Source organism: Streptomyces sp. NPDC048523 (assembly GCF_043199815.1).
In the GTDB taxonomy this organism is placed as follows: Bacteria; Actinomycetota; Actinomycetes; order Streptomycetales; family Streptomycetaceae; genus Streptomyces.
In genome coordinates this window covers 376,698-397,671 of sequence record NZ_JBICWQ010000005.1, presented here as the reverse complement: position 1 = coordinate 397,671, position 20,974 = coordinate 376,698, and the positions used below count along the sequence as shown (strand labels likewise).

Sequence of the window (20,974 nt, the reverse complement as noted above, 5' to 3'; positions counted from 1 at the left end):
TACCGGGCAGGAGGCACGGTGCCACTCTCGCGCAACGCGATGGGAACGCTGTTCGTGGGCGGAGCCCTCACACTGACTTTGGGCGCTCTCGCGTACCCGTCCATGCTGGGTGTCAGTCAGGCTGCGACCGCACAGGACAGAATCATCGCCCAGACGCAGTGGGGCCCGCTGACCGAGCAGGACCGCGACTTCGTCGTCAAGGTGCGGGCGGCGGGTCTGTGGGAGTACCCACTGGGGCAGATCGCCCAGCAGAAGGGCACCACCCCGGAGGTGAAGGAAGCCGGAAAGCATCTCATCGACGGACACGCGGCCCTGGACGCCGCCTGCCGCAAGATCGCCCCGATGCTCAACGTCACCATCCCGAACGTGGCGAGCCCGCAGCAGGTCGGCTTCGTGAACACGATCGATTCGAGCAGCGGCCAGCAGTTCGACACGAACTTCGCCAACATCCTGCGGGTGACCCACGGTTCGATCTTCAACGCGATCGCGAAGATCCGCTCCACCACGAAGAACTCGCTGGTGCGGTCGCTGGCCGACATGGCCAACGACACGGTGCTCGACCACATGACGGTCATGGAGAAGACCGGCTTCGTCAACTTCGACCAGGCCCTCTTCATGCAGACCACTCCGCCGAAGCTGCCCAGCACCGACCTGACTCCGCCGGCACCCCAGCCCGGCGCGCCGATGGTCGTGCTCACCCCGCCGCCGAACCCGACGTCGACGCCGCTCGGGATCCCGGGCGAGAACGCGAACGGCGCCACCCCGGCGACGGGCGCGGGCGCGACCCCGACGCCGACCATCGGCTAGCCCTGACCAGCAGCCCGTTCCTAGCCCAGCCAGGCCGTCGTGTCCGGTGCCAGCAGCCCGTCCTGCAACAGGCTGCTGGTCAGGAGCACCTCCCCGGGCGGGAGCGGGACGGCGGTGTCCGAGAGGTTGGCGACACACCGCCAGCCCTCGTGGCGGACGAAGTCCAGCACGCCGGCCGGGCCCGCCTCCGTCCAGGTGAGCTCCTCACCCTGGAGGAGCTTGCGGCGCAGGCGCAGGGCGGTGCGGTACAGCTCCAGCGTGGAACCCTCGACACCGTCCTGGGCCTCGACGGCGTACTCCGCGAACCACTCCGGCTGCGGCAGCCAGGCACCGCCCGCGCCGAAGCCGTACGACGGACCGCTCCGCGTCCACGGCAGCGGCACCCGGCACCCGTCGCGCCCCTTGCGGACCCGTCCCGTCTGCTCCCAGATCGGGTCCTGGAGCACCTCGACGGGCAGGTCGGCGACCTCGGGCAGCCCGAGTTCCTCGCCCTGGTAGACGTACGACGATCCCGGCAGCGCGAGCATGAGCAGCGTGGCCGCGCGAGCGCGTCGCAGGCCCTGGGCGAGGTCGATCCCGGGCGCGTGGCCGCCGGACAGCAGCCAGGCGTTCTCGTCGGTGCCCGGGGGCAGCGCGAGGCGGGAGGCGTGGCGTACGACGTCGTGGTTGGAGAGCACCCAGGTGGCCGAGGCGTGGGCCGCGCGGGCGGTGGCGAGGGAGTCGGTGATGACCTGGCGCAGCTCACCGGCGTCCCAGGACGTCTGCAGGTACTCGAAGTTGAAGGCCTGGCCGAGTTCGTCCGCGCGGGCGTACAGCGCGCGGCGCGGGCCCGGGACCCAGGCCTCGGCGACGGCCGTGCGGGGCGGGCTGTAGGAGTCGAGGATGGTGCGCCAGTCACGGTAGATCTCGTGGACCTCGTCACGGTCCCAGTAGGGGTGGCCGCCCGGCGGCAGGTGGTGCAGGGCCTCCTCCGCGACGCCGGGCAGGTCGTCGAGGTCGCGCAGCGGCTCGGTCAGGTCCTTGGCCAGGGCGTGCGCCACATCCACGCGGAAGCCGTCGACCCCGCGGTCGGACCAGAAGCGCAGGGTGGTGCGGAAGTCCTCGCGGACCTCGTCGTTCGACCAGTTGAGGTCGGGCTGCTCGGGGGCGAACAGGTGCAGGTACCACTGCCCGTCGGCGACCCGCCGCCACGCGCTGCCGCCGAAGACGGACTGCCAGTCGGTGGGCGGGAGTTCGCCGTGCGCGCCGCGGCCGTCACGGAAGACGTACCGCTCGCGCGCCGCGGATCCGGGCCCGGCCGCGAGGGCCTCCTGGAACCACACGTGCTGGTGGGAGGTGTGGTTGGGGACGAGGTCGACGATCACCTTCAGGCCGAGCCGGTGGGCCTCGGCGACCATCGCGTCGAAGTCGTCGAGCGTCCCGAGGCGCGGGTCGACGTCCCGGTAGTCGGCGACGTCGTAGCCGCCGTCGGCGAGTTCGGAGGGGTAGAAGGGGCTCAGCCACAGGGCGTCGGCGCCGAGGGCGGCCAGGTGCGTGAGGCGCTCGGTGACGCCCCTGAGGTCCCCGAGGCCGTCACCGTCGGCGTCGGCGAAGCTGCGGGGATAGACCTGGTAGACGACGGCCTGCCGCCACCAGTTGGGGTCACTGCTGGAGAGGTCGGGCGTGGTGGTGCGGGCGATCACGCGGGCTCCTCTGGAATGCGGGTGCGGTCCATGAAGACGACAACAGGGACAGACAAAGGGGATATCTGTCCACGTCTCCGAAAAGTGAACCTGGGGTTTTGCGGAGTGGATCGTTCCCTGTGTGTCGAAATTGTGACGACCCCAGAACCCTCGTTGTATCACCGCAGGTTGACAGCATTCCGCAAGGAGATCCACGATGTGCGAACACCGTGGCGCATGTGACCAATGAGCCCAGTGTTTCTGATGCTTGCTGTTACCACTCACTCTCATCCTGACGGGATACGTATGTCCATAGCGAGACGTGTCACCATGCGGCGCCTGTTGGGGACGGGCGCCGCGACGCTCGCCTTCTCCGCTGCCCTCGCCTCCGTCGCCTCGGCCTCCGACTGCCCCGGCGGCAAGGGGTGGCAGGACGGCGGAAGCTACAAGCCGGGTACGGGCGCCGGCTCCAAGACCGAGACCGACCGCTGCGAGTTCTCCCTCGACGGCAAGAACTTCTTCGCCTCGGTCAAGGTCGACGACCTGAACCTGAAGCCGACCGAGGACGGCAAGGTCCACGTCAAGGTCCGTGCGGCGGGCGACGCGTCCACCTGCACCGCTTCTCTCGCGTCCTACCGCGCGCACGGCCCGACGTTCGCCACCTCCGGCGAGCAGGTCTTCCACGACTTCGACACCGTGACCGTCAAGGCCGGCTCCGTCGACTCCCTCGACATCTCGATCCCGGACGTCGGCTGCTACGCGCAGATCGACCTCTACCGGGGCAACACGAAGTTCGACGGCCAGCTCGACGCCAAGGACGGCCTGCCGCACGGCGACCTCCCCAAGGGCCCGGACCACCCGGTCATCAAGGACAAGCTGATCGCGGCCTGGAACGGCGGCACGAAGGACTGCACGGCCACCCCGCCGACGACGCCCCCGGCGACCCCGCCGGCCTCGGAGAGCACTCCCCCGGCCTCGGAGTCGACCCCGCCGGCGTCCGAGTCCACCCCGCCGGCGTCCGAGAGCACGCCCCCGGCGTCCGAGACCCCGGGTACGAGCACCCCGACCCCGTCGGCCTCGGAGTCCACCACGACTCCGGCCGCCCCCACCCCGAACGGCGGCGGCGGCGGTGACAACCTCGCCGAGACCGGCGCCAGCAGCAACACCCCGCTGATCGCGGGCGGCGCGGCGGTGCTGCTCGCGGGCGGCGCGGGCATCGTCCTGGCCACGCGTCGCCGCAAGGCTTCGCGCGCCTGACCCCTGTCCGACCGGGGCCGTCCCACCGTTCGCGGTGTGGGCGGCCCTTCGGCGTGCCCGGGACTCGTCCACGGACCCGCCATGGCCCAATAAATCGAACACATGATTGAATCCGGGCATGCGATCGTTCCCCGACGACCTCGCCCGGGCACAGCGGGACTGGAGTGTCACCTACCGGCAGCTCGCCGAGCGCCCCGGGCGCACGGAGCTGCGCCGACGCCTGTACCGGCTGTCGGCCCAGGTGTTCTTCCATCCCCACTGGCAGCGAGGCCGCCCACGCCCGGCCGAGTGGCGGGAACTGCGCGATCTGGGGCGCTCGTCCGTCGCGGACATCGGCGAACAGCTCGACCGATGACGGATCGACATGCGGGACCGTACGTCCCGGACGATCCTGAAGACATGTCCGGACCGATCCGCGTGATCGTGCACCCCCCGTCCCCCACCGGCGGCCGCCGCGTCCGCGTGGACGGCGAGATCCTCGGCCTGGCCCACAACCTGACCGACGTCGCCGAGTTCCTCCGCAGGGCGGGCCTGGAGATCGACGCGGCGGAGGTGGCGCAGTCGTCGTGGATCGAGTGGAAGGGGGGCGGGCCGGAGTGGTGGGGGGTGGAGGGGTGAGTGACCGCGTGTTACCGATGTACGGCCCGGACGGCGGTGACGCAGGCCGACTCAGTCGATGAGTTCATGGATCGCCGCCAGGAGGTTGAACACCGCCGGCAGGAGGAAGACGCAGCCGAAGGCGATCCACGCCCACCCTGCTCTGCGGTGCCCGCGGCTCGGGGGTGGTGCCGGGATGAGCCGGTCGCCGGCCCTCATCGTCTCGCTCGGTGCGAGCACGTTGCGCCCCGTGCTGCGCTGCCGTCGCCCCAGCCATATGAAGACGATCGCGGCCATGGCCGTGAAGGCCGCCAGTTGGAGATGCTCACCCGGTGTGTCGGCACCGGCAAGCGTCACGGCCACGTACGACAAGGTCCCCCCCAAAGGATCACGGTGCATGGATCACCTCACGACGGCACCACTGTGTCAAGCGAGTTGGGCACCGCTCACGCCTCCTGGACCTAGAGCTGGTCCCGCCACCACGGCACGCCGAGGTTGTCGACCTGGATGACCTTCGCCCGTCTCAGAATCTCGTCGTCGAGGGGGGTCAGGAGAGCGCGCAACTCTCGTGCGCTCTGCTTGGGCAGGGCGTGCAGAACGGCTTCGAGGTGATCCCTGAAGTACCCCACGTCACAACAGCCGGGGATGCCGCATCGTTGCGCTGTCGTCGGGTCCGCGATCAGTCTGAGCGGTCCGTGGGCAAGAGCCTTCCAGCGCCGGAACGCTTCAACCGTGTCCTCGAGAAAGGAGCGGGATCGCTCCAGGCGGCGCAGATCGGCCATGCAGCGCGCGGAGAGGCCGTCGAGGGCCGGGTACCGTCGTGGCCTCACGCGACGGATCGGCAGTTCAGCCCGCAGGGCTGAGGGGCGCCTACGCGGCACGGCCCTTTCGGTTGTCGGTCATAGGGGCACGGTACACAGGCACACTGACGGATGTCCTGGTCTTTCAGTGCCGCTGAACTGCCCCTCAGCAGTCCGGAGTTGTCCGACGCCCCCTCACGACACCTGTTGCAACAGCCCCCGTACCGCCTCGTCCACCACCCGGTACCGCACCACCCGTCCCTCCTTCTCGCCCGCCACGACCCCGGCCGCCCGCAGCAGCCGTAGCGCCTGGGACACGGCCGGGTCGTTCATGCCGGTCGCGATCGCGAGGTCGGAGACGGCCAGGGGGCCGGTCCGGTACAGGGCGAGCAGCAGGGCGAGACGGTTGGGGTCGGCCAGGAGGGCGAAGCGGTCGGACCAGGTGCGGACGTGTCCCGGGTCGCCGATCGCGGCGATGGCGTCGCACACCCGGTGTCCGTCGATGGTGCGGCGGTCGGCTCGGTCGGCCGGGACGAGGTGCATGGCGCACATCCTCGCAGGCGGCTCTGTGTGATCTTCCATACCTGCGCAGGTGTGCAGCTATGCAGGAACCCCCGCTCCCCCCTACGGTGGGCGGGCCGTGGTGCTCGGGAAGCCGGTGACGACCCCTCAAAGGTCCATTCCGGTGCGGCCCTCGCCACTGTGATCGGGGAGTTTCCCTCCCACGTCCCTCACGGGACAGCCACTGGCCGTCACCATCAGGCCGGGAAGGCGGGCAGGGAAACGCACGACCCGTAAGCCAGGAGACCGGCCACGGCAGCTCACGCGTTCATCCACGAGGTGCTGGAGTGACCACCGTATGACTGATCCTGCGCTGCCCGAGACCGCCCTGCACGAGACCGCCGCCGCCCCCGCCTCCTTCCGCTGGCGGCGCGAGGACACCGTCAAGACGGTCGGTCTGATGGCCGCGATAGCCGCCCTGCACGTCGTCGCCTTCGGCATCCTCTTCCTCCTGGTCGTCCCCGAGCACTACGAGGTGGGCGACAAGGCCTTCGGCATCGGACTCGGAATCACCGCCTACACCCTCGGCATGCGGCACGCCTTCGACGCCGACCACATCGCCGCGATCGACAACACCACGCGCAAGCTGATGGCGGACGGCAAGCGGCCGGTGTCCGGGGGGTTCTGGTTCGCGCTCGGGCACTCCAGTGTCGTGGTCCTGCTCGCCGCGCTGATCGCCGGCGGCACCCAGCTCGCCGGCAAGGTCATGAACGAGGGGTCAAGTACCCACCAGGTGCTCGGATTTCTGGGTACGACGGTCTCCGGGTCGTTCCTCTATCTCATCGCCGCCCTCAACCTGGTCGCCCTGCTGGGCATCCTGAAGGTCTTCCGGGCGATGCGGGCGGGGACGTACGACGAGAAGGAGCTGGAGCAGCATCTCGACTCGCGCGGCTTCATGAACCGGATCCTCGGCCGGCTCACCAAGTCCATCACCCGGCCGGGGCAGATGTTCCCGCTGGGCTTCCTGTTCGGGCTCGGCTTCGACACGGCCACGGAAGTGACCCTGATGGTGATGGCCGGGTCGGGCGCGGCCGCGGGTCTGCCCTGGTACGCCATCCTCTGCCTGCCGCTGCTCTTCGCCGCCGGCATGAGCCTGTTCGACACCCTCGACGGCACGTTCATGAACTTCGCCTACCAGTGGGCGTTCTCCAACCCCGTCCGCAAGGTCTTCTACAACCTCGCCATCACCGGGCTGTCCATCGCGGTCGCCTTCTTCATCGGCACGATCGAGCTCGTCGGCGTCCTGCACGACAAGCTCGACCTCACCGACGACCTCACCACCTGGATCGCCGACATCGACCTCGACAACGTCGGCTACATCATCGTCGGCCTGTTCGTGGTGGTGTGGGCGGCGGCGATCGCCTACTGGCGGCTCGCGAAGGTGGAGCAGCGGTGGAGCGTCAGCAGTTCCTGAGAGAGCGGACGGGGCTCGGTGGCTAGGCCCCCTCCACCGCCGTCAGCCACAGCTTCACGTACCGCTCCACGTCGACGCCCAACGCCACATCCACGAGGGTCACTTCACGCTCGCCCTCGTGGATCTCGGACTCACCGGGACGGCGGCGGCGGTCGACGACGGTCTGGCCGCGCGTCGGGCCGGGGGCGAGGCTCACCTCCACCGGCAGCAGCTCGGTGGTCAGCCCCTCCGGGTCGACGACCGCGCACACCGCGCCCGCGTCGCCGAGGCCACCGGTGGGGGTGGGGTCACCGGAGGTGGCCGGGTCGCGGTGGGCGAGGAGGTCCCCGGCCATGCGCAGGCTGGGCTCCGAACTCGCCCGCAGCCGCTGGACGTCTGCGGCGGGGACGATGACCCGCTCGAACACGTCCAGGCCGTACATGGTGATCGGCACCCCTGCGGTGAGCAGCACGGCGGCCGCCTCGGGGTCGTGCCAGACGTTGAACTCCGCGACGGGGGTGGCGTTGCCGGTCGCGACCGCGCCGCCCATGAACACGATCCGCTCGATGTTCCGCACCACGTCGGGGTGGGTGCGGAGCAGCAGGGCGATGTTGGTGAGCGGCGCTGTGGGGATGAGGGTGACCGGCGTCGGGGAGGCGAGGATCTCCCGCCTGAGCAGGGTCACCGCGTCCACGTCCACCGCGACCCGGGTCGGCGCCGGCAGCCCCAGGTCGCCCATGCCGTCGAGGCCGTGCACGTGGTGCGCGGCGCGCACGGGCTCGATCAGCGGCCGCGCGGCACCCCGCGCGACGGGGATGTCCCCGGCTCCGGCCTGCTCAAGAACGGTCAGCGTGTTGCGCACGACACCGTCGACGTCGGTGTTCCCGGCCACACAGGTGACCGCACGCAGGTCGATGCCCGGGTGCCGTACGGCGAACAGCAGGGCCAGGGCGTCGTCGACACCGGTGTCGCAGTCGATGATCACCGGAATGGGCTGACCGGTCACGGCGGAGGTCCTTTCGTCACTGGCGTACGGGACCGACCTTACGCAGCCGCCCAGAGTTCGGCCCCGCGATCACCGCTGCGGGCAGCGATCCGTTCCAGCAGCTCGCCGACCGGCACGACTCCCGGCCTACGCCCGTCCCGCAGCCGTACGGCCGCACAGTCGGCGTCGGCCTCCCGCTCCCCGATCACCGCCTGGTACGGCACGAGGCGCGCGGCGCGGACGCGGGCGCCGAGGGTGCCGTGACCGGGACCGGAGAGTTCGGCCCGGATGCCGCGCGCTTCGGCCCGCCGTACTAGCTCATGGGCCCGTTCCTCCTGTGCCTCCGCGACCGGCAGGACCACCAGCTGCACGGGGGCGAGCCACACCGGGAAGGCGCCGCCGTGTGCCTCGATGAGATGGGCGACCGCCCGCTCCACGCTGCCGATGATGCTGCGGTGGACCATCACCGGGCGGTGTTTGCCGCCGTCGGGGCCGATGTAGTGGAGGTCGAAGCGTTCGGGCTGGTGGAAGTCGATCTGGACGGTGGAGAGGGTGGACTCGCGGCCGGCGGGGTCGGTGATCTGCACGTCGATCTTGGGGCCGTAGAAGGCGGCCTCGCCCTCGACGGACTCGTGGTCGACGCCGTCGAGGACCTCTTCGAGGAGGGCGGTGGCGCGGCGCCAGAGTTCCGGGTCGGGGACGTACTTGCCGGAGTCTCCCGGGAGCGACAGTCGGTACCTGGACGCTCGGATGCCGAGGTCGTCGTAGGCGCGTCGGATGAGGTCGAGGGCGGCGCGGGCCTCGGCCACGGCCTGTTCCGGGGTGCAGAAGATGTGGGCGTCGTTGAGCTGGATGGAGCGGACGCGGGTGAGGCCGCCGAGGACGCCGGACAGTTCCGAGCGGTACATGCCGCCCAACTCGGCGATGCGAAGGGGCAGTTCACGGTAACTGTGGGACCGTGACCGATAGATGAGGGCGTGGTGGGGGCAGAGGCTGGGCCGCAGCACGACCTCCTCGCCGCCGAGCCGCATCGGCGGGAACATGTCGTCGCCGTAGTGCGACCAGTGCCCGGAGATCTCGTACAGCTCCCGCTTCCCGAGCACCGGCGAGTACACGTGCCGGTACCCGGCGGCCCGCTCCACCTCCCTGACGTACTCCTCCAGGACATGCCGTACGACGGCCCCGTCGGGCAGCCAGTACGGCAGCCCCGCGCCCATCAGGGGATCGGTGTCGAACAACTCGAGCTCACGGCCGAGCCGGCGGTGGTCGTGCATCGGCTTCATGGGGGTCTCCCTCGCTCATCGGGGGGGCGAGGAACCGACGGGAACGACAAAACCCCGGGGCACTCGCCCCGGGGCTTCGGACTGCGTCAGCTGTCAGCGCACCGGGACCTGCTCCGGCGTCGTCCTGATGGAGAGGATGGCTCGGGCTTGGGCGCGCTGCATGGGGTGAGGGTAGGGGGAGGGGTGGGAGCGGGGCGACGGATTTTTGTGTGCCGGTACGCGGTATGGCGGGCTGGTCAGGGGTGTACCTGGTGCAGGGACCGTATGAAGGTGGTCCAGGTGTCGGGGACGACCTGGAGTATCGGCCCGTGGGGGGTCTTGGAGTCGCGGACGGCGATGGTGCCGGGGTGGTTGCGGGCGACTTCGACGCACTCGCCGTGCGCGTCGCCGCTGCTGTACGTGGACTTCCTGAACTCGTAGTCGGACACGGCTCTACATCTCCTTGCGGATGCTGTCGATGAGTCTTACGGAGTTGCTGTGCGCGAGCCCGAGCCGCGTGATGCGATCGAAGGTCGCGTTGTGGTGGGCGGCGTCAGTCTCGCTCTCCAACCAGACCTTCGTCGACGAAGTATCCACCTGCACGACGTCCAGAGCGCCGGGCTCGGCGAAGGAGACGACGGTGAAGGCGCAGGTCATCCCTGGGTGAGCGCCGGCGATGAACGGGACGACCTGCACACGGACGTTGGGCAGGTGCGCCGCCTCCAGCAGGTGCTCCAGCTGAGCCCGCATGACATCTCGACCACCCACCAGTTGGCGCACGGCCCCCTCGTGCAGCAACGCCCAGAGCTGTAGCGGGCGTTCGCCACCCAGCCTGGCCTGCCGGGCCATCCTCGCCTCGACGAAGGTCTCGATCTCGTCGAGGTCTTCCCAGGATCCGTTCCCGACCGCGAGGGCACGGGCATAGTCGGCGGTCTGCAAGAGGCCGGGCACAAAAGCGAGTTGCCAGGTCCGGAGTTCCGTGGCGATGTCCTCCAGGGCCACATACTCGATCTGCGCCGTCAGCTGCGGGTACTGGTTCCACCAGCCCTTGGCCTTACGCCGTTCGCGGTCCGCCTTGGCGAGAGCGAGCAACTTACCGACAACTGCCTCGTCGGTCTCGCCGTACAGATGGGTCAAGGCCCTGATATCGGGATCACGCAACGGCACCTGTCCGCGCTCGATCTTCGCCACCTTGGTCACAGACGCCGTCAGCGCTTCGGCGGCATGTGCCTGCCGAAGATCACACGCCTCGCGCATCCGCAGCAGTTCACCACCGAGCCGTCGCCCCAGGACGGTCGTGATGGTCTTCCCACGGTCGGGGTTCCTGCCTGCCACGCGTGTCCTCCCAGCCAGGGCCAGCAATATTTCTGTCCCGTTCGATTGCTGGCCAATTCCCCTAGAGGCTACCGTCAGTACTCGATCAGCCACTCAAGGAAACCAGTTGGCGGAAGTGCACCGTGCTGCCCGCACGGCGGAGCCACCCCGACTCGCCCACTCCCCCGCCCCCGGAGGAACCCGTGACCGACGCCTGCCCTCCCGGCCCACCCAAGTCCTACGGCCGCCACGACCAGGTCAGTTACACCCCGTACCCGTACAGCATCCCCCTCGCCCGCAGACGCGTCGCCGCACTCGCCGTCGACTGGGGCCACCCCGCCCTCGCCGGCGACGCGGCCCTGGTGGCGAGCGAGTTGTGCACCAACGCCCTGCTGCACGGCTGCCTACGAGACCGCCTCTTCCGCGTCGAGACGACCCTCACCACCACCGCCCTCCGCATCGCGGTGACCGACCCGAGAGGCGAACGCCTCCCCGGCACCCACTCTTCGCAACCCGACGACCAGTTCGGGCGGGGGCTGCTCATCGTCCGCGTACTGGCGGAACGTTGGGCGGTGGAGAGACTCACGGTCGGCAAGACGGTGTGGGCGGAACTGGGCCTCCCGAAGCACGATCAGTAGCTACATCAGGCCCGCCTTCTCCGCACATTGACGGCACGACCCGCCGCGCCCAACGAAAATATGAATTCCCCAATAAATGCTCCGCATTCGAGGGATTGGCGTTTGGCAAAGCAACTCTCCCTTGTTCCACGCCACCTTCCGAAGATTCCTCCGTAATATGCACCGTCAGATCAAGGCTCCCCGGGCATTTGTTCAGGGCCCGGCACGCCACGCCTCCCACAGGAAATGGCATCTTGATGAAGCTGAAGATCCCTGAAATGGCTCGCCGCCGTACTTTGCCCGGCGTACTGGCCTCGGCCCTCGCCGCAACGGTCGCCGCCGCGCTGGTCGTCCTGTCGCCCGCCCAGGCAGTCGCCATCGCCACGCCGGTACCGCTGGCCACGGCGGCGAGCTTCTCCGTGCTCGCGGGCGCGGGAGTCACCAACACCGGCCCCACCGTGATCAGCCACGACCTCGGCACCCATCCGAACCCGGCCATCACCGGCTTCCCGCCCGGCGAGGTGCTCGGCGCCGTGCACGCCGCCGACGCCGTGGCGCTACAGGCCAAGTCCGACCTGGTCACGGCATACAACCAGGCGGCAGGGCAGGCCACGGACTTCGCACTCGCGGCGGGAATCGGAAATGGCACCACGCTACTTCCGGGCGTTTACACCGCTTCCTCCGGTGTCGGGATCACCGGCGACCTGATCCTGGACGCAGGGGGCAATCCGAATTCCGTCTGGGTGTTCCAGATTCCGGAAGCCCTGACGACGGCGTCCTCCAGCCGGGTGCTCCTCACGAACGGCGCTTCGCCGTGCAACGTGTACTGGCAGATCGGGAGTTCGGCCACCCTCGGGACGAATTCCACTTTCGTGGGCACCATCATGGCGCTGACGGACATTCACGTGACGACGGGGACGAACATCGAAGGCCGGGCGCTGGCCCGCAACGGCGCCGTGACGCTCGACACCAACCGGATCTTCCTCAACTCGTGCTCCACCGGCGCGACGACAACCGGAACGACCACGGGAACGACCACCGGAACGACGGCCGGAACCACGACGGGCACCACGACGGGCACCACGACGGGCACCACGACGGGATCGACGACCGGCACCACCGCCGGTCTGATCGGTGGCGGGCTGGTCAGTGGTGGGCTGGTCAGCGGTGGTCTCCTGGGCGGGCCCGTCGTCAGCGTCACGGGCGGCACCGGTGACGGGAGCACGGCGGGCAACAACGTCACCTCCGGGAACACGTCTGGGAACACGTCTGGCAACACGGCCGGGAACACCGTGGGCAACACGGCCGGAAACACCGCGGGACAGCCGGCAGACCAACCCGGTGAGCACGGCGGCAACCCGGGTGAGCACGGCGGACCGGGCCACGGTGGCGGACCGGACCACGGTGGCGGGCCCGACCACAACGGCAAGCCGGGCGATGAACACCAGGGCGCGCCCGGGAAGCCGGACCACGGCCATGGCGATCGCCCCGATGAGAACAACGGCCACGGCAACGGCCACGGCAACGGCGATCACACCGGCTCCGACACCTACGGCTCGGACAACTACGGCTACGACGACGCACCGAAGATCGACGGCCAGGAAGTCCACGACAAGAGCTAGTCGGCAGGTCGCGAAAGGTCCGACCACCGGATGACGGCGCGCGACGGGATCTCGATTCCGCCGCGCGCCGCCGGTGCCGGTCCACCAAAACCCCGGGCACCGGGCAGCGGACACAAGAAAGCAAGGTGGGCGGTGTCGAGCGGAATTGGTTCAACACTCGCGCGGGACAGGACCGGAGGTGCCAGGGCGCTGAGAGCTGGGCTGCACACAGTCGTCCTCATGTGTCTGGTGGCGACCCTGGTCCATGTCGGTGCCGTCTTTCTCCATGTGGCGCCGGCCAATCCCGTCTCGCAGCGGTACAGCCGCCAGGTCGACGCGTGGGTGTACCCCCTTTTCGAGCAGAACTGGCGGCTCTTCGCCCCCAACCCCGACTCCGTCAACCGACGGGTCATGGCGAGGACCGCGCACACCGCGCCCGGCGGATCGGTCAGGGTCAGCCCCTGGATCGATCTGACCGCACTGGACCGCGCCGCCGTCGCACACGATCCATTTCCCAGCCACACGGCTCAGAACCTCCTGCGCCGCGCCTGGGCCTCGTACGCCGACACCCACGGAACGGACGACACGTCACGTTCGCAGCGAGCCGTGATGATGCAGACGTACCTGAGCAACATCGCCGCAGAGCGCGTCGCCGGTCACCGCGCCGGCACGTTCGAGTTCGTCCAGCTCCGGGTCGTCACGCTGCCCGTCGCCGCGCCCGGCACCGCGGCCGGGCGTCGGCCGCCGACGCCGGTGGACAACCGGCTCCTGCCCTGGTGGAAGGTGACCTCCCATGGGAAATGAGCAGATCCACGAACTTCCCGCCATGACGGCCACGACGGCCACGACGGCCGCACCGGGCAGGTCCATGGGCGGGGCAGGGGCGGCCTCGGGCGCAGTCCGCCGTCTGCTTCTCGCCCGAACCGATGCCTTCTGGGACGTTCTCACCGGCCGGCCGGTGTCCTTGTACGCCACGTCGGTTCTGCGTATCGGCTACGGGCTGCTCTACCTGCTCTTCCTCCTGCGGGAGTTCCCGCACCGGTCCGAGATCTGGGGACCCGGCTCCCCGTGGACACCTGCACTGGCGGCACAGCTCTTCGACCAGACGGGCTGGTACAGCTTCCTGATCCTGTCGGACAGCCGTGCCTACTTCGAGCTCTGCTATGCGCTGGCCCTCGTGACGTCCGCGCTGTTCATGCTGGGCTGGCGGACCCGGGCCACCTCCGTGCTCTTCGCCGTCGTGGTGGCCTCCTTCCACGCCAGGGCGGTCTTCATGACGGACGGAGGCGACAACCTCCTCCTGCTGATGGCCCTCTACCTCACGCTCACCGCGTGCGGCCGGCGCTGGTCCCTGGACGCGCGCAGAGCACGGATCAAGGCGGCCCGTGCGGACGGCGCACCGCCGCGGGCGCGCAGCGCTGCCGCGCAGGACCTGCGGGCGGCCCGCACCACGTTGGTCACCGTGGTGCACAACTGCGGCGTCTTCGTGATCGCGGCACAGGTCTGCTTCCTGTACGGATCGGCCGGTCTCTACAAGGTCCAGGGCTCTTTCTGGGACGACGGCACCGCGCTCCACTACGTGCTGAACCTGGAGCTCTTCCAGCCGTGGCCCGCGCTCTCCCACGCCATGGACCAGTACCCGCTCGCGATGGCGGCCGTCGGCTACCTGACCGTTCTCACCCAGGTCGCCTTCCCGTTCGTGCTCTTCGGCCGGCTCAAGTACCCCGTGCTTGCCTTGCTGCTGGGCATGCACGTCGCCATCGCGGTGGTCCTGGGACTGCCTCTCTTCTCGGGCACGATGATCATCGCGGACGCCGTGTTCCTACCCGACCGCTTCTACACGCTGCTGCCTCAGCTCCGTCGGCTCGGTACCCGGCGATGCGGCGTGCCGGCACGGGCACCCGGTCAGGCAACGGGGCTCGGATCCGTCCCTCCGCAGGGCGGCCACCCGGACAGCCGAAAGGAATCCAGGCCAGTGCCCCGCCCGGCAAGCGATCGTGATGGCCGTCCGCCGTCCGGCCCGAAGACCGCAAACGGTTCGCCGATGCCCGAGGACTGAAGTCCTACGCGGCCGTGCCCTCATCACCCACGCCTCCGGCCAAGACACACCACGTCGGTCACCGGGCAAATGACAAGGTCACGGTCCGTTTTGGTTGCCCGTCGAACAACACGGCATGGCGCTTGATCCACAACCTTCGCTCCCTGGCAATCTGCGCACCAGCACGATGACTTGGAGCCGGAGGTACCCCCGCTCATGGCGGCGACAACCAATCCCACCCTCAGGAGACGCCGTCTGGGAGCCGAGCTCCGCCGGCTCCGCCTGGCCAGTGGGCTGAAGAGCACGGAAGTGGCCGAGCGGCTCATGGTCTCCCAGCCCAAGATCAGCCATCTGGAGAACGGCAACCGTGCCATCAGCCCCCGCGACGTACGCGACCTGTGCACGATCTACGGAGTAACGGACCAGGAGGTCATCGACTCCCTGATCCAGATGGCCAAGGAATCCGGACAGCAGGGCTGGTGGCAGGCCTACGGCGACATCCCCCAGAGCGTCTACATCGCACTGGAGACCGACGCCGCCGTCCTCCACACCTACGAGCCCATGATGATTCCCGCCCTGCTGCAGACTCCCGCCTACGCCCACGCCGTCATCAGGGAAACGATCCCTCAGCCCACTGCCGAACAGGCTGCCAGGCGCCTCAAGGTGCGGCTGCGCCGGCAGCACCGGATCTACGACCTGACCCGCCCGTTGCGTCTGTGGGTCGTCCTGGACGAATCGGCACTGCGTCGCGTCGTCGGCAGTCCTGACGTCATGCGTGAACAACTGGAGCACCTGAACGCGCTCGGCACGGAAGCGCACATCACGGTGCAGGTCCTCCCGCACACCGTGGGTGCCCATCCGGGTCTGTCGGGGCAGTTCTCCATCCTGACGTTCGCCGAGAACCCCGGCGGAGTGGTGTATCTGGACCGCTTCACCAGCGATCTCTACCTGGAGAAGCCATCCGACGTGCAGCACTACAGCGTGATGTACGAGCACCTCCAGGCCCTGGCCCTCAGCCCCGACAGCAGCCGCGGCTTCATCACCGACGTCACCAAGACGTACATCGACACGGCGAGCCGCCCCTGAGTGCGGTCTGCGAACTTCCGGGCGTCTCGCGGTAGTGACGTCCTAAATCTGCTGCCCGCCGGCGAGTTGGGCGTCGGCGATCCGCTGCACCTCCGCGAACCGCTCGTCCTGACCAGTCCCGCCGGCCAGGCCGCTCAGGGCGAAAGCCGTGTACGTGAACCCGTCCGTGGTGTGGAACTGCGCCCCCCAGTTGCCCAGACTCACCGCGCTGACACGCGACCACGGCAGACGCTGGGTGCCCCAGGGGTTCACCATGACGATCACGGTGGAGGTGAGTTTCAGATGTACCCGCAGCAGTCTCCACCACGCGAAGAGGCCGAACCCCAACGCGACGGCAGTCGCCACCCCCGCGGAGTCCAGATTCCGCACATCCGGGTGGGAGACAACGTGCAGCCAGGCCGACAACGCCCCGCACGCGGGAACGGCGGCCATCACGTAGCCGCCTGCCCGTCCTGACCGGCTGACCCGCCAGACGCCGATGACGTCATCCCGCACCTCGTCCACGGCGTGAATGATCCGCGCTCGGCCCCCAGCGCGGAACCCTGCACATGACGGCAAGGCCCGATGAGTTTCAGGTACAGGCCGGGTCTACGTATATGGCGGTCGCCGGAGTTCGTTCGGGGTGGTCGCCCGGACATACCCGTCTCGATCGACCGTTCTCCAGGAGGGCCCCATGACCGCCACCTACACCTTCGACTTCTTCTGCAGCCTCGACGGCTACGGTGCCGCCGGTGGGGACTGGACCGGCTACTGGGGCAAGCAGGGGCCCGAGTTGCTCGACCGTCGTCTCGATGTGTACGGCGCGGAGCAGCGGATGGTCTTCGGGGCGCACACCTTTCGGGACTTCGCGCAGATGCTGGCCGAGAGCAGCGAAGGTGCCGACGTGCGTGACCCGTGGGTCACCAGGATGCGGAACCTGCCGACGACCGTGGTGTCGACGACCCTGGAGGACTCTCTCGGCTGGCCGGACGCCGCCGTCGTGAGCGGGGACGCCGTGGACGTCGTCGCCCGGCTCAAGGAGGAGTCCGAGGTGCCGTTGCGCTCGCACGGCAGTCTGGCGATGAACCGGGCGCTGATGGCCGCGGGACTCGTCGACCGCCTGCACGTGACACTCTTCCCCGTCATCACGGGACGGACCGGGCTGGCCCCGATCTTCCAGGACGCGGCCGACTTCGACCTGGAGCTGATGGAGAGCCGGACGCTCGACGGAAACATCCAGGAACTCGTCTATCGGCCCACCCTTCACTGACCGGTGACCTCGACCTCGGCCTCCGACCGCGCCTCCGCCCTGCGGGAGCCCGCCCCGCGCACCACCCCCACCGCCCCCAGAGCGACCGCCAGGCCCACCCCGGTCTGCGTGGTGAAGGGCTCGCCGAACATCAACGCGCCCCAGACGGCCGTGACCGGGGCCATGAGGAACATGAGGGTGTTGACCTCGGTGACTCCGGAGCGCTGGAGGACGAGCCAGTACAGGCCGTAGCCGCCGAAGGTGGAGAGGGTCACGAGCCAGAGCGTGGCCAGCCAGAAGGAGCCGGTGGTGGGCGGGGTCGCGGTGCCGGTGGCGAGCGCGGCGGCCGTGAAGACGACGGCGCTGGTGGCGCAGTGGACGGTCATCGACACGGCCGGGGTCACCCGGGTGCGGGAGCGCCGTTCGAGGAAGGTGGCCGCGACCAGCGAGAGCATCCCGGCGAACGGGACCAGGTAGGTCCACCAGGCCACCCCCGTCGTCGCCGCCGCGTCGGCCGTGGTGACCAGGGCGACTCCGCCCAGCCCCAGACACAGGCCCAGCCACTGCCGGGGCGAGACGTACTCGCGCAGCAGCGGGCCGGCGAGCGCTCCCGCGACCAGCGGCTGGGTGCCGTCGATGAGTGCCGTCGTACCGCTGGAGACGCCGAGCTGGATGGCGTAGTACACGGTGAGCAGGTAGCCGCTCTGGGAGAGCAGTCCGACCAGGGCCTGGCGGGCGAGGTCGCGGGGCGCCAGTGCGCGCCATGACGACCCGCCCCGGTGGACGGCGAACGCGACCAGAACGGCCGCCAGTGGCAGGAACCGCCACATCAGGAGCGTCGTCGCTCCGGCGTCCTGCGTGCCAAGCTTCGCGCCGACGAATCCCGAGCTCCAGCACACGACGAAGGCGGCGGAGAGGAGGACGTTCATGGAAGTCACCACCCGTGACTAGACCGATCTGTATACCTCCTTGCCTCGACCACTATACAGATCGGTATAGTCGGGAGGGTGGGAGACAACGGCGGTGGTTCAGGGCAGGTACGGCGGATCGGCATGACCCCGGGCGCGCGGCGCGCCCTCGCGGCGGCGTCCCGGCTGTTCTACGAGCGCGGCATCCACGCGGTCGGCGTGGACCTGATCGCCGCCGAGGCCGGGGTGACCAAGAAGACGCTCTACGACCGGTTCGGCTCCAAGGAGCAGATCGTCGTGGAGTACCTCGCCGCCCGGGACGAGCGCTGGCGGACGTATGTCCTGGAGCGGCTGGAGGCGGCGGGGCCGGGGGCCGTCGAGCGGGTCCGCGCGGTCTTCGACGCCTCCCGGGAGTGGATGGACGACAGCAGCCCCAAGGGGTGCGCCATGGTCAACGCCCACGCCGAGATCAGCGACCCCGCCCACCCGGCGTACGCCGTCATCACCGGCCAGAAGCAGTGGATGCTCCGCCTCTTCACCGACCTGGCCCCCGAGCACGCCCGCACGCTCATGCTCCTGCACGAGGGCGCGATGGTCGCCCACGGGCTGCGCGTCTTCGCCGACCCGATCGGGTACGCCCGCGAGGAGGCGACCGCACTGGTCGGCGGGCAGGGGACGTAGCCGCGGCTCGGCGTGGGCGCGGCCCGGCGCTCCCGTAACCCGTACGGCCCGGACCGCTGGTGACCTCGGCGAACCCGGTGATCACTTGAAGCATGACCCCGCCCCGCGCACCCCGCACCCCCCGCGCCGCCCGCGCCGCCGCCTCCGCTCTCGCCCTCTCCGGGCTCCTCGCCGCCACCGCCTGTTCCGCCCTCTCCACGCCGCCCACCGCTGCCAAGCCGCCGATCACGCCGCCCAGCAGCGCGCCGCCACCGTCCCCGAAGGCGTCCCCCGCCCCGTCGTCGGCCCTCACCGAGGCCATGACGCAGGCCGCGCTCGTCACCGACGCGGACCTCGGCGAGCCCTGGACGCCGAGCCAGGGGGTGGCCACCTGGCACGACGGGGTGCTGAAGGCGAAGGCCGACCGGCCGGACTGCCAGCGGCTGCTCGACGCGCTGTACGCGGACGAGCTCTTCGGGGCCGACGCCCAGCCCCGTGCGGTCGTCGGGATGGACGACGAGTGGAACCAGGCGCAGATGCGGTATCAGGTGCTCGCGCGTCCGCCCGCGGAGATCGACAAGACCCTGGCCTGGCTCAAAGGCCTGCCGCGGACGTGCGCGCAGTTCGCGGCCACCACGACCACGAAAGCCGTCCTGGGGGTGCAGGTCAGCGAGATGCCGTTGCCGGAGGTGGGGGACGCCCGGCAGGGCCTGCGGGTGTTGCTGACCGGACAGTCCCCGGACGGCCGGCCGACGACGCTCACGCTGGACGTCGCCGCCCTCCGCGTGGGGGAGGGCGCGATCAGTGTGACGAACGGCGGCTTCGGCGAGGTGCAGACGCAGGCCACGCAGACGGCCGTGCAACTGGGCGCCGAGCGTCTCACGGAGGTGAGGAGGCAGGGGCGGGTGGAGGTGTGAGCGGGTCCGGTCAGTCCCGGTCGAACCGCTCGTGGTGGCGGACCACGTCGTGCGCCATCTCCAGCGCGGTGCGGTTGTGCGCGAAGGAGTGCGCGCGCAGCCGGGCCAGCGCCTCGTCCGAGTCGACGCCGAGCTGCACCATGATCACGCCGATGGCCTGGTACACCTCGTCGTGCGCGGGGGCCAGGCCGCTGAGCCAGAGGGCGTCGCCCTCGGGGCCGTCCTCCTCGCCCCGGGGCAGGGCCGTCAGGGCCACCGTCATGACACTGGCCACGAGCTCGGCGAGGAGCACCTCGTGCCGGGTGAGTTCGCCGGGGACGTCGCGGTAGAGGTCGAGGGTGCCCACGCACACGGTGTCGTTGCCGAGGGGCATCGAGTACACCGCCCGGATCCCGGCGGCGGTGGCCTGCTGGGCGAAGACCGGCCAGCGGCCCGCGTCCCGCTCGGACGTCAGATCGGTGGCGTACACGGTGGTGCCGGTCGCCCCGGCGGACGTGCACGGCCCGTCCCCCAGGGTGGCCTGGATGTCCGACATGCGAGCGGCCCGGTCATCGCTGGCACTGAGCTGGACGGGCATGCCGTCGCTCCGCAGCGACACGCTCGCACCGGTCACCGGCAGCAACTCGACGGCGGCCACGCACAACTTGCCCGGGATCTCACCGGGTTCGGCGCCCCGCACCCCGGCGGCGATCACCTCGGCGGCCCGCTCCTGCTCCCGCAGCGGCTGGGGTCCGGTTTCGGAGTCGTGGCCGGCTCCGCGGTCCCGCCCCTGCCCCGGTAGCCCGTACGAGCCGGGCTCGTCACCGTGGGCGTCACCGTGCGCGTCCCTGGGCTCCACGGTCACCGCCTCCTTCGGTCGACGCGGAGCTGTCCGTCGTCGCCCCCGGACAGGGCGCACCGGGAGTGGGGGGCGCCGCTCGTGGCGTACCCGCCCGGGGGCACCGCCCGGCTACCCCTCGTCCCCTGGGCGAAACGCCCGTACCCCGGGACCAGGACCCCTCTGCCGACCCGCCTGACCCGACTCGGCACCGAGCCCCGGTGGCCTTCACAGACCGCACGCCGGTTCACTACGGTCTTCGGTGACGGTCAGGGAGCGGCCGCACGGCGTCGAACCGTGCCGGAGCCGCCCGCGTGCCCTGCTCGTCCTCCCTCTCCCCGGCGACCTGGGCCGCGCCATGCTCTTCGTCCCCGTTCCGCGATGCCGACCGGGGCGTCTCCCGCCGCCCCGAACGGGCCGGGGACCTTCCAGGGGGACCGCGCGGCACAGCGCGTGTCCCACCGG

At 70.0% G+C, this 20,974-nt stretch carries 24 protein-coding genes and 1 riboswitch; of the genes, 13 read left to right on the top strand and 11 right to left on the bottom strand.

Annotated features, from left to right (window positions below):
• The first annotated feature begins 39 nt into the window (after positions 1–39).
• Positions 40–807, top strand: coding sequence for a DUF4142 domain-containing protein (locus tag ACGFWE_RS27390; RefSeq protein WP_352388040.1), 768 nt, complete (start codon positions 40–42; stop codon positions 805–807).
• A gap of 20 nt (positions 808–827) precedes the next feature.
• On the opposite strand, the gene ACGFWE_RS27385 is transcribed toward ACGFWE_RS27390, so the two are convergent.
• Positions 828–2,489: a glycoside hydrolase family 13 protein gene (locus ACGFWE_RS27385; protein ID WP_393602400.1), complete on the bottom strand. Its 1,662-nt coding sequence runs from the start codon at positions 2,487–2,489 to the stop codon at positions 828–830.
• Between the two features lie 285 nt (positions 2,490–2,774).
• Here ACGFWE_RS27385 and ACGFWE_RS27380 point away from each other — a divergent pair, with 285 nt between their 5' ends.
• The 3 genes from ACGFWE_RS27380 to ACGFWE_RS27370 all read left to right on the top strand — a co-directional run bounded on the left by ACGFWE_RS27380 (position 2,775) and on the right by ACGFWE_RS27370 (position 4,343).
• Positions 2,775–3,725 carry an LAETG motif-containing sortase-dependent surface protein gene (locus ACGFWE_RS27380; RefSeq protein WP_393602398.1) on the top strand — a complete coding sequence of 317 codons (951 nt, stop codon included), beginning with the start codon at positions 2,775–2,777 and terminating at the stop codon, positions 3,723–3,725.
• 118 nt (positions 3,726–3,843) lie between these two features.
• Entirely contained in the window at positions 3,844–4,080 is a 237-nt protein-coding gene (locus ACGFWE_RS27375; RefSeq protein WP_393602396.1) for a hypothetical protein, read from the top strand.
• A gap of 44 nt (positions 4,081–4,124) precedes the next feature.
• Complete coding sequence (locus ACGFWE_RS27370; protein ID WP_352387409.1) at positions 4,125–4,343, top strand: hypothetical protein; 219 nt, start codon at positions 4,125–4,127, stop codon at positions 4,341–4,343.
• A gap of 51 nt (positions 4,344–4,394) precedes the next feature.
• Here the strand turns inward: ACGFWE_RS27370 and ACGFWE_RS27365 are convergent, their stop codons facing one another.
• The 3 genes from ACGFWE_RS27365 to ACGFWE_RS27355 all read right to left on the bottom strand — a co-directional run bounded on the left by ACGFWE_RS27365 (position 4,395) and on the right by ACGFWE_RS27355 (position 5,665).
• The gene (locus ACGFWE_RS27365) at positions 4,395–4,685 is read right to left on the bottom strand and encodes a hypothetical protein (RefSeq protein WP_393602394.1); all 291 of its coding nucleotides are present in this window, start codon (positions 4,683–4,685) and stop codon (positions 4,395–4,397) included.
• Positions 4,686–4,783: 98 nt separating this feature from the next.
• A complete protein-coding gene (locus ACGFWE_RS27360) occupies positions 4,784–5,152 on the bottom strand; it encodes a hypothetical protein (RefSeq protein WP_352387405.1) in 369 nt (122 codons plus the stop codon).
• Positions 5,153–5,317: 165 nt separating this feature from the next.
• The gene (locus tag ACGFWE_RS27355; RefSeq protein ID WP_352387403.1) at positions 5,318–5,665 is read right to left on the bottom strand and encodes a metalloregulator ArsR/SmtB family transcription factor; all 348 of its coding nucleotides are present in this window, start codon (positions 5,663–5,665) and stop codon (positions 5,318–5,320) included.
• Between the two features lie 81 nt (positions 5,666–5,746).
• A riboswitch (cobalamin riboswitch) is annotated at positions 5,747–5,953 on the top strand.
• A gap of 28 nt (positions 5,954–5,981) precedes the next feature.
• Between ACGFWE_RS27355 and ACGFWE_RS27350 the strand changes: the two genes are divergently transcribed.
• Positions 5,982–7,097 (top strand): HoxN/HupN/NixA family nickel/cobalt transporter, encoded by a 1,116-nt coding sequence (locus ACGFWE_RS27350; protein WP_393602392.1) that lies wholly within the window; start codon positions 5,982–5,984, stop codon positions 7,095–7,097.
• Between the two features lie 22 nt (positions 7,098–7,119).
• Here ACGFWE_RS27350 and ACGFWE_RS27345 read toward each other — a convergent pair whose 3' ends face one another.
• The 4 genes from ACGFWE_RS27345 to ACGFWE_RS27330 all read right to left on the bottom strand — a co-directional run bounded on the left by ACGFWE_RS27345 (position 7,120) and on the right by ACGFWE_RS27330 (position 10,658).
• Complete coding sequence (locus tag ACGFWE_RS27345; RefSeq protein ID WP_393602390.1) at positions 7,120–8,082, bottom strand: nucleoside hydrolase; 963 nt, start codon at positions 8,080–8,082, stop codon at positions 7,120–7,122.
• Positions 8,083–8,120: 38 nt separating this feature from the next.
• A complete protein-coding gene (gene thrS / locus ACGFWE_RS27340; RefSeq protein ID WP_393602790.1) occupies positions 8,121–9,335 on the bottom strand; it encodes a threonine--tRNA ligase in 1,215 nt (404 codons plus the stop codon).
• Between the two features lie 245 nt (positions 9,336–9,580).
• Positions 9,581–9,772, bottom strand: a complete 192-nt coding sequence (locus ACGFWE_RS27335; RefSeq protein WP_393602388.1) for a DUF397 domain-containing protein — start codon at positions 9,770–9,772, stop codon at positions 9,581–9,583.
• Positions 9,773–9,776: 4 nt separating this feature from the next.
• A complete protein-coding gene (locus ACGFWE_RS27330; protein WP_393602386.1) occupies positions 9,777–10,658 on the bottom strand; it encodes a helix-turn-helix domain-containing protein in 882 nt (293 codons plus the stop codon).
• A 182-nt stretch (positions 10,659–10,840) separates the two neighbouring features.
• Here ACGFWE_RS27330 and ACGFWE_RS27325 point away from each other — a divergent pair, with 182 nt between their 5' ends.
• The 5 genes from ACGFWE_RS27325 to ACGFWE_RS27305 all read left to right on the top strand — a co-directional run bounded on the left by ACGFWE_RS27325 (position 10,841) and on the right by ACGFWE_RS27305 (position 15,979).
• Positions 10,841–11,275 (top strand): ATP-binding protein, encoded by a 435-nt coding sequence (locus ACGFWE_RS27325; protein ID WP_393602384.1) that lies wholly within the window; start codon positions 10,841–10,843, stop codon positions 11,273–11,275.
• Between the two features lie 236 nt (positions 11,276–11,511).
• Positions 11,512–12,876: an ice-binding family protein gene (locus ACGFWE_RS27320; RefSeq protein WP_393602382.1), complete on the top strand. Its 1,365-nt coding sequence runs from the start codon at positions 11,512–11,514 to the stop codon at positions 12,874–12,876.
• 219 nt (positions 12,877–13,095) lie between these two features.
• Positions 13,096–13,659, top strand: a complete 564-nt coding sequence (locus tag ACGFWE_RS27315) for a DUF5819 family protein (RefSeq protein WP_393602380.1) — start codon at positions 13,096–13,098, stop codon at positions 13,657–13,659.
• A gap of 64 nt (positions 13,660–13,723) precedes the next feature.
• Complete coding sequence (locus tag ACGFWE_RS27310) at positions 13,724–14,914, top strand: HTTM domain-containing protein (RefSeq protein ID WP_393602788.1); 1,191 nt, start codon at positions 13,724–13,726, stop codon at positions 14,912–14,914.
• A gap of 195 nt (positions 14,915–15,109) precedes the next feature.
• The gene (locus ACGFWE_RS27305; protein ID WP_393602378.1) at positions 15,110–15,979 is read left to right on the top strand and encodes a helix-turn-helix domain-containing protein; all 870 of its coding nucleotides are present in this window, start codon (positions 15,110–15,112) and stop codon (positions 15,977–15,979) included.
• A 42-nt stretch (positions 15,980–16,021) separates the two neighbouring features.
• Here ACGFWE_RS27305 and ACGFWE_RS27300 read toward each other — a convergent pair whose 3' ends face one another.
• On the bottom strand, positions 16,022–16,483 hold the full coding sequence (locus ACGFWE_RS27300; RefSeq protein ID WP_393602376.1) for a PH domain-containing protein: 462 nt from the start codon (positions 16,481–16,483) through the stop codon (positions 16,022–16,024).
• 169 nt (positions 16,484–16,652) lie between these two features.
• On the opposite strand from ACGFWE_RS27300, the gene ACGFWE_RS27295 reads away from it, so the two are divergent.
• Entirely contained in the window at positions 16,653–17,228 is a 576-nt protein-coding gene (locus ACGFWE_RS27295; RefSeq protein WP_393602374.1) for a dihydrofolate reductase family protein, read from the top strand.
• Here the strand turns inward: ACGFWE_RS27295 and ACGFWE_RS27290 are convergent.
• On the bottom strand, positions 17,222–18,136 hold the full coding sequence (locus tag ACGFWE_RS27290) for a DMT family transporter (RefSeq protein WP_393602372.1): 915 nt from the start codon (positions 18,134–18,136) through the stop codon (positions 17,222–17,224). The two genes, ACGFWE_RS27295 and ACGFWE_RS27290, sit on opposite strands and share 7 nt — an antisense overlap.
• 123 nt (positions 18,137–18,259) lie before the next feature.
• Between ACGFWE_RS27290 and ACGFWE_RS27285 the strand changes: the two genes are divergently transcribed.
• Positions 18,260–18,796 carry a TetR/AcrR family transcriptional regulator gene (locus ACGFWE_RS27285; protein ID WP_393602786.1) on the top strand — a complete coding sequence of 179 codons (537 nt, stop codon included), beginning with the start codon at positions 18,260–18,262 and terminating at the stop codon, positions 18,794–18,796.
• Positions 18,797–18,888: 92 nt separating this feature from the next.
• On the top strand, positions 18,889–19,692 hold the full coding sequence (locus tag ACGFWE_RS27280; protein WP_352387382.1) for a hypothetical protein: 804 nt from the start codon (positions 18,889–18,891) through the stop codon (positions 19,690–19,692).
• Between the two features lie 10 nt (positions 19,693–19,702).
• On the opposite strand, the gene ACGFWE_RS27275 is transcribed toward ACGFWE_RS27280, so the two are convergent.
• Positions 19,703–20,530, bottom strand: coding sequence for a GAF and ANTAR domain-containing protein (locus tag ACGFWE_RS27275; RefSeq protein ID WP_393602370.1), 828 nt, complete (start codon positions 20,528–20,530; stop codon positions 19,703–19,705).
• Positions 20,531–20,974: the final 444 nt, after the last annotated feature.

What these genes read in the sequence shown, in the direction of transcription:
- ACGFWE_RS27390 (WP_352388040.1), top strand. Translation starts at nt 40, where the DNA reads ATGGGAACGCTGTTCGTGGGCGGAGCCCTCACACTGACTTTGGGCGCT.
- ACGFWE_RS27380 (WP_393602398.1), top strand. Translation starts at nt 2,775, where the DNA reads ATGTCCATAGCGAGACGTGTCACCATGCGGCGCCTGTTGGGGACGGGC.
- ACGFWE_RS27375 (WP_393602396.1), top strand. Translation starts at nt 3,844, where the DNA reads ATGCGATCGTTCCCCGACGACCTCGCCCGGGCACAGCGGGACTGGAGT.
- ACGFWE_RS27370 (WP_352387409.1), top strand. Translation starts at nt 4,125, where the DNA reads ATGTCCGGACCGATCCGCGTGATCGTGCACCCCCCGTCCCCCACCGGC.
- ACGFWE_RS27355 (WP_352387403.1), bottom strand. Translation starts at nt 5,665, where the DNA reads ATGCACCTCGTCCCGGCCGACCGAGCCGACCGCCGCACCATCGACGGA.
- ACGFWE_RS27350 (WP_393602392.1), top strand. Translation starts at nt 5,982, where the DNA reads ATGACTGATCCTGCGCTGCCCGAGACCGCCCTGCACGAGACCGCCGCC.
- thrS (WP_393602790.1), bottom strand. Translation starts at nt 9,335, where the DNA reads ATGCACGACCACCGCCGGCTCGGCCGTGAGCTCGAGTTGTTCGACACC.
- ACGFWE_RS27320 (WP_393602382.1), top strand. Translation starts at nt 11,512, where the DNA reads ATGAAGCTGAAGATCCCTGAAATGGCTCGCCGCCGTACTTTGCCCGGC.
- ACGFWE_RS27315 (WP_393602380.1), top strand. Translation starts at nt 13,096, where the DNA reads ATGTGTCTGGTGGCGACCCTGGTCCATGTCGGTGCCGTCTTTCTCCAT.
- ACGFWE_RS27310 (WP_393602788.1), top strand. Translation starts at nt 13,724, where the DNA reads ATGGGCGGGGCAGGGGCGGCCTCGGGCGCAGTCCGCCGTCTGCTTCTC.
- ACGFWE_RS27305 (WP_393602378.1), top strand. Translation starts at nt 15,110, where the DNA reads ATGGCGGCGACAACCAATCCCACCCTCAGGAGACGCCGTCTGGGAGCC.
- ACGFWE_RS27295 (WP_393602374.1), top strand. Translation starts at nt 16,653, where the DNA reads ATGACCGCCACCTACACCTTCGACTTCTTCTGCAGCCTCGACGGCTAC.
- ACGFWE_RS27290 (WP_393602372.1), bottom strand. Translation starts at nt 18,136, where the DNA reads ATGAACGTCCTCCTCTCCGCCGCCTTCGTCGTGTGCTGGAGCTCGGGA.
- ACGFWE_RS27285 (WP_393602786.1), top strand. Translation starts at nt 18,260, where the DNA reads ATGACCCCGGGCGCGCGGCGCGCCCTCGCGGCGGCGTCCCGGCTGTTC.
- ACGFWE_RS27280 (WP_352387382.1), top strand. Translation starts at nt 18,889, where the DNA reads ATGACCCCGCCCCGCGCACCCCGCACCCCCCGCGCCGCCCGCGCCGCC.